Here is an 11,716-nt window from a genome sequence, read left to right as displayed (position 1 = left end):
GAGAGCAGTCCCGGACTTCCCCCACGACGGCCCGATCCAGGGTCGGCAATCATTCCATGGTTTCCGACAGGGGCGCGTGGATACTGCTCTGGGCCAGGTCCAGCAACTCCCGCAGGGCGACCGAGAACATCGCGTATTCCGGCTGCCGGGAGCTTTTCAGTTCCGCGAGCATGCCCTTCCAGCGCCGGACCATCACCTCGTGCTGACTCATCCAGGTTTCCACACAGGCGTCCACCTGTTTGTAGTCCTCTGCCATCCTCAGTACCCCGGTGGTCAGGGCCCGCTGCTGCCAGTCCAGGTCCTCCCGGAAGCTCTCACGGGCCAGGGCCTGCCAGTGCGACGTGGGCTTGAGGTTGGCAATGGCCCCGGCAAACCAGTTCAGGTCCAGGCGCTCACCCAGGGTGTAGTAGAGGTTGGCCACGGTCTTGAGGGGGACACCGGCGGACTCGTGAACCTCGATGATGCCCAGGGCGGAATAGAGGTACGAGCTGCCGGACACCACCGCCGCCAGGTCCTCGGGAACGCCCTGCTTCTGCAACTTCTCATTCTGGCTTCGCCACTCCTTCTCGACACCGGCTCCCAGGTAGTCGGCCAGGTTGGCGGAGATGCGGCTGATGCTGTCGGTAAACCGGTCCAGGTGGCCCTGGATATTGAGTTCGCTGCGGCGGTTGCGCAACAACCAGCGCACGGCGCGGCGGATCAGCCGCATCAGGTCGTTCATCAGACTGATCTGTAGCGAGGCCGGCACCTTGTAGTCCAGTTCCTCGATCCGGCCCCACCAGGTATCCAGCCGGAACACATCCCGGGCGATGATCCAGGCCAGGGCGATGGCCGGGGCATCAGCACCAGTGGACTGGTTCAGCCGCTCCACGAAAGTGATGCCCATATGGTTGATCATGTCATTGGCGATCTGGGTCGCAATGATCTCCCGGCGTAACTGGTGGTCCTCCAGCTCCCGGGGGAACTTCTCCACCATCGGTTCGGGAAAGACCTTGTGCATCTCGGAGACCAGTAACGGGTCGTCCGGCAGGTCGCTGTCGATCAGGACCTGCTTCAGATCCCCTTTGACATAGGCAATCAACACCGACAGCTCGGGCCGGGTCAGGGCCTTGCCATCCATCTTGCGTTCTTCCAGCGCTTCCTCATCCGGCAGGAATTCCAGCTCCCGGTTGAGCTTGCCGGCCGCCTCGAAGGCATTCATCAGCCGGCGATATTCCTCGATCCGGGTGACGGCTCCCTCGTTGGCCACGGTCAGGGCCTGGGTCTGGCGGTAGTTGTTCTTCAGCACCAGGGCCGCCACTTCCTCGGTCATGTCCTCAAGCATGCGGTTGCGCTGCTTCTGGGTGAGATCGCCGGCAGCCACAATGCGGTTGAGGAGGATCTTCATGTTCACTTCATGGTCGGAACAATCCACCCCACCGGAGTTATCGATGAAATCGGTATTCAGGCGACCGCCATTCAGCGCGAACTCGATACGCCCGAGCTGGGTCATGCCGAGGTTACCGCCCTCGCCCACGATCCGACAGCGCAACTCCTTGCCGTCGATACGCAGGTTGTCGTTGGCCTTGTCACCCACTTCGCTGTTGGATTCCCGTGTGGACTTGACGTAGGTGCCGATGCCACCGATCCACAACAGGTCCGCCTGCGCTTTGAGGATGTGGGAGACGAGCATGTTCGGCGGCACCCGGTCCGACTTGATACCCAGCAGCTTCTTCATCTGCGGGCTCACCGGAATCGACTTGGCGCTACGACTGAACACCCCGCCACCCTCGGAGATCAGGGACTCATCGTAATCCGACCAGGCCGACCGGGGCATCTCGAACAGGCGCTTGCGCTCGGCGTAACTCTTCCCGGGATCCGGATCCGGGTCCACGAAAATGTGCATGTGGTTAAAGGCTGCCACCAGCCGGGCCTTGTCCGACTGCAGCAGGCCGTTGCCAAAGACATCGCCGCCCATATCACCAATGCCGATCACCGAGAAGGTGTCCTCGGCCGGGTTGATCCCCATCTCGCGGAAGTGACGTTCCACCGATACCCAGGCGCCACGGGCGGTGATGCCCATCTTCTTGTGGTCATAACCGTGGCTGCCGCCGGAGGCAAAGGCATCGCCCATCCAGAAGCGGTACTCCTCGGCCAGCCCGTTGGCAATATCGGAGAAGGTGGCGGTGCCCTTGTCCGCAGCGACAACCAGGTAATGGTCATCGCCATCGTGGCGGACAACGTTCACGGGTGGCTCGATGCTGGCGTCAATCAGGTTGTCGGTGATGTCCAGCAACCCGCGGATGAAGGTTTTGTACGCCTCGATGCCCTCCGCCTGGAACGCCTCCCGATCGGACGGATCCGGCAGCCGCTTGGCCACAAAGCCGCCTTTGGCCCCCACCGGTACGATCACCGCATTCTTGACCTGCTGCGCCTTGACCAGACCCAGGATCTCGGTGCGGTAGTCCTCGAAACGGTCCGACCAGCGCAGGCCTCCACGGGCCACCTTGCCGCCGCGCAGGTGCACACCCTCGACCCGGGGCGAATACACGAAAATCTCGAACATGGGCAGCGGCAGCGGCATATCCGGAATGGCGGTCGGGTCCAGTTTCACGCTGATATAGGACTTGGACCTGCCCTCGTTGTCCACCTGGTAGTAGTTGGTGCGCAGGGTGGCGTGGATCAGTTCCAGGAACAGCCGCAGGACACGGTCTTCACTGAGGTTATCCACCTCGTCGAGGCCGGCGTTGAATTCCAGTTCCAGTCGCTGCTGGGCCGCCTGACTCTTGGCCTCACTCTGCTGCCGGGACGGATTGAAGCGGGTGTCGAAGGTCTGCAGCAACAGCCCGGTCAGGTCCACATGGCTGACCAGCGTGTTGGCAATGAAGGTCTGGCTGTTACTGAAGCGTATCTGGCGCATGTAGCGGGCGTACGTGCGCAGGATGGCGATATCCCGCCAGCCCAGGTAGGCGGACAGCAGCAGCTTGTTGAAGGCGTCGTTTTCCGCCTCGCCGAACCAGACCCGCTGGAACAGTTCTTCGAATATGGGCCGGATACGGTGGAGATCCACCACCGCCCCGGACCGGGCCTGGAGCGAGAAATCATGGATCCAGACCACGCGACCGTCATGGTCCACAATCTCGAACGGATGTTCGCCGATCACCCGGAATCCCAGGTTCTCGAAGATGGGCATGACATCGGACAGGGGGAGCTGTTCGGTGGGATTGAACAGCTTGAAATGAACGGTGCTCTCCTCTTCCTCCAGAGCCCGATAGAAGCTCATGGCCAGGGGACGACCGTCGATCACGGAGCTGATGTGCTCCAGGTCAATGGCGGCACGCCGGGGCGAGAACATGTCCTGGTAGCTGGCCGGGAAGGCCGAGGCGTAGCTCTGTAGCAGCTCGTTGCCCCGCTCCTCGCCACAGGTTTCGTGCAGGGCCTCCGCCAGGCCGTCCCGCCAGGACTGGGCCAGTTCGACGACCCGCTCCTGGAGCTCCTTCACCGGCAGCCGGCGGCTGCCCTGCTGGGGTACCCGGATGGTGAACTGGACCCGGGCCAGCACCGACTCCGAGAAATGGGTGATGAAGCTGATGTCCTCAGCCTCCAGCCGGTCGCAGAGGACCCTCTCCACCTTTAGACGGAGCTCGGTGTTGTAGATATCCCGGGGGAAGAACGCCAGGCAGGTCACGAACTGGCCGTACACATCCTCCCGCATGAACAGGCGGATCTGGCGCCGCTCCTGGATATAGAGGATATCCAGAGCGGTCTGGTACAGCTCGTCCAGCTCCACCTGGAACAGTTCGTCCCGGGGGTAGACGGTGAGGATCTGCTCCAGCTCCTTGCCGGCGTAATCGTCCTGCATGAACCCGGAGCGTTCCAGCACCTCACGGACCTTGCGGCGCAGCAACGGGATACTTTCCGGGCGATCGCTGTAGGCACGGGAGGTATACAGGCCCAGGAAGCGGCGCTCACCCACCACTTCGCCCTTGCTGTTGAACTTCTTGACGGCGATATAGTCGGGGTAGGCAGGCCGGTGCACCCGGGAACGCTGGGCCGACTTGGCAAAGATGAACAGCTCGTCGGTGCGGGTCATCTGGCGCCGGGTGCGACGGGGCAACTGCCGCAGGGCCACTTTCTCCCGCCGTTCATTGTTGACCCGCAGAATACCCAGTTCTGAATCCGGCACCCGACAGACATTGGTGCCCTTCTTGTCGGTGACAAAATCGTACTCGTCGTACCCCAGGAACGTGAAATGGTCGTCCATCAGCCAGTCCACGAAGGCCCGCGCTTCCTCTACATCGTCCGGGGTGATGTCGGCGGGGGAACTGTCCAGCTCCCCGGCGATTTCCTCGGCCTTGTGTTTCATGGCGCCGAAGTCCGACACCACAATACGCACCTCGTGGAGGACGTCCTGCAGCAGGTTTTCCAGGGATGCCAGGTCCTCCTGGTCGCTATGGCGGTCGATTTCCAGCACAATAAAGGCTTCGATATTGCTGCCGTCCTCCGACGCTTCGGGTCCGTCCAGGGATTTGAGCACGCCCTTGTCGTCACGCTCCACGGTCATGATGGAGTGATGGATGGTGTGGGTGCCGATATTCCGGCTGTTGATGGCAATGCGCACCGAATCGATCAGGAATGGGATATCCGGGTGCAGGATAAAGATGACTGTATGGGTCGACTGCCAGCCGTCACTCTCGAGGTCCGGATTGAAGACCGATACCGGTGTCTGGTCTGCCGCCCGCTTCTGCAGGAACTGCCAGGCCGCCATCACTGCCCCGTAGGTATCATGGAACTCCCTTTCAAGCAGTTCTTCCAGGGGCAGGTGCAGGAGGTAATGGCGGGAAAAGCGACTGATCCGTTCCGCTTCCTTCTTCGACAGCTTGCGGAAAAACTCCGTGTCCAGTTGCTCAAGGAACTGATCCTTGCTGGTGACGGTCAGGGTATTCATCAATCACCTCTGCAGTCCGGGTGCCTGCCGCGGCACGCAGGCACGGATGTGAACGAATGGTAACTCCAGCATAGTCAAACCCTTGATAATTTGCTGTAAATTCGCAAAAAATTCGTAAGTTATAACCGAGACAATACAACCTTCGGAGTAGTCAGCCCGATGTCCTCCCTGCAACAGACCTTTGGCGATCTCAAGGACCGCCTTTCCCAGCGCATTATCGGCCAGCATGCCCTGGTGGAACGCCTGCTGATCGCTCTCCTGGCAGACGGCCACCTGCTGGTGGAAGGAGCCCCCGGCCTGGCCAAGACCACGGCCATCAAGGCGCTGGCGGACAACCTCAGTGGCGACTTCCATCGCATACAGTTCACACCGGACCTGTTGCCGTCGGATGTCACCGGCAGTGAAATCTACCGTCCGGAAACCGGCCAGTTCGAATTCCAGCGGGGGCCGGTGTTCCACAACCTGGTACTGGCGGATGAGATCAACCGGGCGCCGGCCAAGGTCCAGTCGGCCCTGTTGGAAGCCATGGGCGAACGCCAGGTCAGTGTGGGCATGCGCACCTTCCCGCTACCGGCACCGTTCATGGTCATGGCCACCCAGAATCCAATCGAGCAGGAGGGCACCTATCCACTGCCGGAAGCCCAGCTCGACCGTTTCCTGATGCATGTGATGATCGGCTACCCGGAGACCTCAGCGGAACGGGAGATCCTCCACCTGGCCCGACAGGAAGCCAGGGAGGGTGCCACCAGCGCGGGTGAGCCGGTAACTGCGGAGCAGGTCCATCAGGCCCGCCAGTCGGTGAGCGAGGTTTTCATGGCCGATGCCGTGGAGGACTACCTGCTGGCACTGGTGCTGGCGACCCGGGATCCCCTGGCCCTGGACGATGACCTGGCCCGCTGGCTGGCCTTTGGCGTCAGCCCCCGGGGCACCATTGCCCTGGATCGCTGCAGCCGCGCCCTGGCCTGGCTGGATGGCCGCGACTACGTGACCCCGGACGACGTACGCGCCATCGCCCCGGATGTATTGCGGCACCGCCTGATACTCACCTTCGACGCCGAGGCCGGCGGCATCACCCCTGACGACGTGGTCAACCGCCTGCTGGAGCGGGTGCCGGTCACCGCCTGAAACCGGGAGTCAGCATGTTCAGCAACGCCGCCACCCATCACCAGCACCGGGTCACCGCCGACCTCCGGCACCTGTTGCTGTTGCAGGCCCAGGCCCGCACCCTGCAGATGCCCTCGGCCCGACGGGCCCTGCGGCAGAGGCGCGGGGGCCACCATTCGGTGATGCGGGGCCGGGGCATGTCCCTGGCCGAGGTCCGCCCCTACCAGCCCGGCGATGACGTGCGCCGCATCGACTGGCGTGTCACGGCCCGCCGGCAGGAACCCCACACCCGGGTCTACGAGGAGGAACGGGAACGCCCCGTGCTGATCCTGTGCGACCTTGGCCCCGGGCTGTTCTTTGCCAGTGAAGGTTCCTACAAGCAGGTACGTGCCGCCGAACTGTCGGCCCTGCTGGCCTGGGTCGCCCACGGTTCCGGCGACCAGGCCGGGGGCATCGTGTTCGGTGGCGAGAGCACCGAGATTGTCCGGCCCTCCCGGCGCCGGCGCTCGGTCATGCAACTGCTCAATGCCCTGTCCGCCCACCAGCGACACCAGCCGGCCACCATGGCGGAGCCCGGCAGCGATGGCCTTAACGACGCACTGACCGAGGCCCGCCGCATCGCCCATACCGGCAGCCGGCTGTTCGTGATCAGCGATTTCCAGGGAGCGGACGGCGACACCCGCTCCCTGCTGGCGGGACTGGCCATGCACAACCAGGTCACCGCGGTACTGGTAACCGACCCCCTGGACGATCACCTGCCAGGCCATGGCGACTACGCCGTGGGAGGCGCTGACGGCACACTCTGGTTCGACGGTGACGACCGGGCCCTGCAACGGGCCTGGCGGGAAGACTCGCAGTCCCGGCGCAGCGCCCTGGAGAGCCTGTTCCGGCAGACCGGCACCAATCTGCTGACCCTGGCCACCGAGGAGGATCCGGTGACCCTGATGCACGGGCTGACCTCATCAGGAGGACGCCTGTTGTGATACCCGACAATGTCCTGGAACAGCTCAAGGATATCCACACGCCCCCTCCCGCCGGCTTCTGGCCACCGGCGCCGGGCTGGTGGATGCTGGCAGCCCTGCTGCTGGCAAGCATCGCGGTGGTAGCCTTCCTGGCCTGGCGACGTCACCGCCGCCAGGCCCCGAAACGGGCCGCCCTGGCCCGGCTGGCGAACTACAGCACCCCGGAGCAGCCGGGCCCCGACTGGTATGCCGGCCTCAACCGCCTGCTCAAGGAAACCGCCCTGGCCCGTTACCCCCATGACAATCCCGCCAGCCTCAGCGGCGATGACTGGAGCCGTTTCCTGGCACTGACCTCCGGTGACCCGGAGCGGCCCTGGCAACAACTGGTGGTGGCCAGCTACCGGCCCGCCAGCGACCTTGTGCCCGGCGACGCCCGACAACTGGCGGAATACTGGATCCGGAGGCAGTCATGGTGAACCTGGTCTGGCCCTGGCTACTGGCACTTCTGCCACTTCCCTGGCTGCTGAAGCGGCTGGCGTGGAGTTCCCGGACCACCACCACAGACACGGTGGCGGCCCCGATCCTGCCCATCCAGTCCCGGCTGCGGGGCCTGCCCGGCGTCAGCCCACAGGGTGCCGGCCGGCGCCCCTGGCTCACGGTGGTACTGGCCCTGGCCTGGGCGCTGCTGGTCATTGCCCTGGCCCGCCCCCAGCATGTGGGCGAGGCCACCCATGTGCCCATGACCGGGCGCGACCTGATGCTGGCGGTGGATATCTCACCCAGCATGGAGGAACGTGACATGATCCTCCAGGGCCGCCCCCTGAACCGGCTGGAGGCGCTGAAGCTGGTGCTGGACGACTTTATCCGCCAGCGGGAGGGCGACCGGCTGGGTCTGCTGCTGTTCGGATCGGAACCCTATATCCAGGCCCCGCTCACCTTTGACCATGGCACCCTGCTCACCCTGCTGTCCGAAGCCGGCCTCGGCATGGCCGGACGGGCCACCGCCATCGGTGATGCCATCGGGCTGGCGGTAAAACGGCTGCGGGACCGTCCCCAGGAACACCGGGTGCTGGTCCTGCTGACCGACGGCGCCAACACCGCCGGCAACCTGACGCCGGAAAAAGCCACCGAGATTGCCGCCGACAGTGACGTCCGCATCCACACCATCGGTATCGGTTCGGAATCAACCATCCAGCGAGGGCTTTTCGGCAGCCGCCGGGTCAACCCCTCCAGCAACCTGGACGAGGAACTGTTGCGGGACATTGCCGGGCGCACCGGCGGCCACTACTTCCGGGCGCGTAACCTCGAGGAATTGCAGGGCATCTACCAGGAAATCGACCGGCTGGAGCCCCTGGAACTGGAAGGCAAATCCTGGCGGCCGGTCACCGAACTCTATGCCTGGCCGGCGAGTGCCGCCCTGGCCCTTTGGCTGGGCGGGCTGGGCCTGGCCAGGGGACGCGCCTTGCTGTCACTGTTCAACCGGGGCGGAGGGCGCACGGTATGATCGATTTCCAGTTCCTTCGCCCCCTGTGGCTCCTGCTGTTGCTGGCGGTGCCCCTGCTGTACTACCTGCTTCGCTCACTGGGACAGGGCCATACCCGCTGGCACCAGGTCATCCCCCCTGCCCTGCTGAAACCGTTGTTACCCGGCGGAAGCGGCGCCACAGGGCCCGGCAGGGGGCAACGGCTGCTGGCGCCACTGCTGCTCGCCGTGGCGGCCATCGCACTGGCGGGGCCTTCCTTTCGTACCGCCCCGTCGCCCCTGCAACAACAGGATGACTCCCTGGTGGTGGTGCTGGACCTGTCACTGTCCATGCTGGCCACCGACGTCAAACCGGACCGGCTGACCCGGGCCAAACGCAAGATCCGTGACCTGCTGGCGGCCCGGGAAGGCGCCTACACAGGCCTGGTGGTCTACGCCGCCGACGGCCATGTGGTCACCCCCCTGACCGACGATCGCCGTACCGTGGAGGGCCTGCTGTCCGCCGTGGACCCGATCATCATGCCGGCCCCGGGGAACCGGGCCGACCTGGGGGTGGCCCGGGCAATAGAACTGCTGGATCAGGGGGCACCCGGGCGGGGCCGCATCCTGCTGATTACCGACGGTCTCAACCCCCGCTATGGCGCGGCCATTCGGGACCGTTTGAACACCACCGGCTGGGAACTGGACGGACTGCTGGTGGGCACGGAAAGCGGCGCCCCCGTTCCCGTGCCGGAGCGGGGGTTCCTCCGTGACGGCGAACAGGTGGTGATCGCCAGGGCCACCCTGCCGGAACTGGCATCCACGGCCCGGGCCAGCGGTGGTGGGGCACTGCACATGACCACCTCGGACCGGGACATCTCCCGGCTGCGGTTGCGGGCTCAGGACCACGACGAATGGCAGGAGGCGCGGGAAGAGCGCAGCACCACCCGCCGCCAGGACGACGGTTACTGGCTGCTGTGGCTGGCCCTGCCCCTGGCCCTGGTGGGCTGGCGACGCGGGGCGCTGGTGATGGTCGCCCTGGGCCTGACCTGGGTACCGTCCGGACCGGCCCGGGCACTGGAGTGGAACGATCTCTGGCAGACGCCGGAACAGCGAGCGCCCCAGCTTATCGAGGAAGATCCCGCCAGCGCTGCCCTGCGGCTGGACGATCCCCAGTGGCGTGGTACCGCCCTGTACCGGGACCGTCAGTATGAGAGTGCGGCCGATGCCTTCGCCAACGGCCAATCCGCCGATGCCCACTACAACCGGGGCAACGCCCTGGCCCGGGCCGGCAAGCCGGAAGCCGCCCTCTCGGCCTGGGAGGAGGCCCTGGCCCGGAACCCGGACCATGACGCCGCCCGACACAACCGGGACGTCGTTCGCCAGTACCTGAAACAGCAGGAGCAGCAGCAACAGGGACAACAACAATCCGACCAGTCCGATCGGCAGCAACAGGGCCAGGATTCCCAACCCGGCAACCAGGACCAGCCACCGCCCGGTGAGCAGGCTGGTCAGCAGGACGGCTCACAGGATCAGCCTGGCGGACAGGGCTCCGGAAGCCAGCAGGGACAGCAGGCCGGTCAGGAGCCCATGGACGGCCGTTCCGACCCGCAGCAGGATCGGGAGGAGGCCTCCGAGGCCGGTCAACAGCCGGGAGAGGCCGAAAACGGTCGCCGCGAACAGGCCGGGATGGCCGAGGGCCAGACAGAGCCGGCGGAACAGGGTGACGCCGATACGCTGACCCAGTCCCAGCAGCAATGGCTGCGCCGGATTCCAGACAACCCGGGTGGCCTGCTGCGCCGTAAATTCATGCAACAGTCCCGTAGCCGCAACATTCAACCGGACGAGAACGACACACCATGGTAATTGCATCCCACCGGTCATGGCGATTCCTGCTGGTCCTGCTGGCGCTGCTGCCCTTGCAGGCGCTGGCCCAGCAGCCCCGGGAAGAAGCCTATATAGAGCTGTCCGCCAGTGCGGATGAAGTCTATGCCCAGCAGGAGCTGCGCCTCACCGTCAAGCTCTACTACACCAACCAGGTGATCCAGGGGCAACTGACCGACCCGGAACACCCGGATGCGGTGATTGAAAAGCTGGGAGAACAGAAGCAGTACCGGGAACGGGTGGACGGCGAAAGTTACCGGGTGGTGGAACGGAACTATGTCATCTTCCCCCAGAAACCGGGGCGCCTGCAGCTACCGCCGCTGGATTTCCAGGGCACCGCCCGCCATTCCCGGGGACACCACTACCGGATATCGGATTCCGCCGTACTGTTCCCCGTGAACGTCAAGGATGTGCCGGCGGAGTTCAGTGGCGGCACCTGGCTGCCGGCCACCGATCTGTCCATCAGCGACAGGGGGCTCGAACGAACGGGGCCGGTGACGCCCGGCGATAACCTGACACGCACCCTGACCCTGACAGCCCGGGGGCTGCCCGCCACCACCCTGCCGTCACTGGATATCCGGTATCCCGATGCATTGAGAAGTTACCCGGAGCCCGAGCAGCGGGAATCCTCCGCCACCGCCGATGGCGTTCTCGGTGAACTGCAACAGACGGTGGCTCTGGTTCCCGTATCCGCTGAAGGCGGTGACATCACCCTGCCGGAAGTCCGTATTCCCTGGTGGGATGTCAACGAGGACCGGGAGAGGGTTGCGGTATTGCCTGCCCGTACCATCGAGCTGGCGGCGACGCCGGGATTCGGCCAGGAAACCCGAGATGGCCCTGCCGAGCCGGTGTCGGAGGAGGCGACTCCGCCGCAGTCGGCGCCGGAGTCCGCACCGCTGACCGGCCACTGGTTCTGGCCGCTACTGGTCGCCCTGCTGGCATTGGGGTGGGCCACTACCGTGGCCGCGTGGTGGCTGCACCATCGCCGCCGGCAGGCCGCCCCGGTGGTCACTCCGGTCGTGGAACAGGGGGAGAAGGAGCGCTTCCGAGAGCTCTGTGATCAGGCCCGAGAGCAGGATTCACGGTTCTTTAACGGACTTCCGGCGTGGGTAAGTGCCCTGGCGGGCCGGGACTGCCACACCAGCGACGCCGCCCTGGCCATCCTGTCCGACCCTCAACTGTCGGCCTTGGTGAACCGGTGGCGGGAGTCACTGTTCCGCGACGGTGGCGGCGAAATGCCTGACGGCCAGGCACTGGTCAGCGCCCTGAAGGCGGCGCGCACAAACTGGCAGAACAGACCGTCCAGCAGAAGCCATGGCACCCGGCAGGTACTGCCGGACCTCTACCCGGATGGGCTGAATCCCTGACCGGGGACGAA

General features: G+C 65.0%; 7 protein-coding genes. 6 read left to right on the top strand and 1 reads right to left on the bottom strand.

Annotated features, from left to right (window positions below; all coding sequences use genetic code 11):
• Nucleotides 1-49 precede the first annotated feature (49 nt).
• Nucleotides 50-4,927: an NAD-glutamate dehydrogenase gene (locus ACJO2E_RS13090; protein WP_406964394.1), complete on the bottom strand. Its 4,878-nt coding sequence runs from the start codon at nucleotides 4,925-4,927 to the stop codon at nucleotides 50-52.
• A gap of 159 nt (nucleotides 4,928-5,086) precedes the next feature.
• Here ACJO2E_RS13090 and ACJO2E_RS13085 point away from each other — a divergent pair, with 159 nt between their 5' ends.
• Genes ACJO2E_RS13085 through ACJO2E_RS13060 form a run of 6 tightly spaced genes read left to right on the top strand, consistent with a single transcriptional unit; the run spans nucleotide 5,087 to nucleotide 11,705 of the window.
• On the top strand, nucleotides 5,087-6,052 hold the full coding sequence (locus tag ACJO2E_RS13085) for an AAA family ATPase (RefSeq protein WP_406964393.1): 966 nt from the start codon (nucleotides 5,087-5,089) through the stop codon (nucleotides 6,050-6,052).
• 14 nt (nucleotides 6,053-6,066) lie between these two features.
• Nucleotides 6,067-7,014, top strand: a complete 948-nt coding sequence (locus tag ACJO2E_RS13080) for a DUF58 domain-containing protein (protein ID WP_406964392.1) — start codon at nucleotides 6,067-6,069, stop codon at nucleotides 7,012-7,014.
• Complete coding sequence (locus ACJO2E_RS13075) at nucleotides 7,011-7,469, top strand: DUF4381 domain-containing protein (RefSeq protein WP_406964391.1); 459 nt, start codon at nucleotides 7,011-7,013, stop codon at nucleotides 7,467-7,469. The genes ACJO2E_RS13080 and ACJO2E_RS13075 overlap by 4 nt, the downstream gene beginning before the upstream one ends.
• Complete coding sequence (locus tag ACJO2E_RS13070) at nucleotides 7,463-8,497, top strand: vWA domain-containing protein (protein WP_406964390.1); 1,035 nt, start codon at nucleotides 7,463-7,465, stop codon at nucleotides 8,495-8,497. Before ACJO2E_RS13075 ends, ACJO2E_RS13070 begins: the two co-directional genes overlap by 7 nt.
• On the top strand, nucleotides 8,494-10,320 hold the full coding sequence (locus ACJO2E_RS13065) for a VWA domain-containing protein (RefSeq protein WP_406964388.1): 1,827 nt from the start codon (nucleotides 8,494-8,496) through the stop codon (nucleotides 10,318-10,320). Before ACJO2E_RS13070 ends, ACJO2E_RS13065 begins: the two co-directional genes overlap by 4 nt.
• Entirely contained in the window at nucleotides 10,314-11,705 is a 1,392-nt protein-coding gene (locus ACJO2E_RS13060) for a protein BatD (protein ID WP_406964387.1), read from the top strand. Before ACJO2E_RS13065 ends, ACJO2E_RS13060 begins: the two co-directional genes overlap by 7 nt.
• Nucleotides 11,706-11,716 lie beyond the last annotated feature (11 nt).

The sequence above is a fragment of the Marinobacter shunpengi genome, from assembly GCF_045449695.1.
Classification (GTDB): Bacteria; Pseudomonadota; Gammaproteobacteria; order Pseudomonadales; family Oleiphilaceae; genus Marinobacter.
The sequence above is the reverse complement of the archived record's forward strand: the minus strand, read 5'-3'. Positions and strand labels throughout refer to the sequence as shown.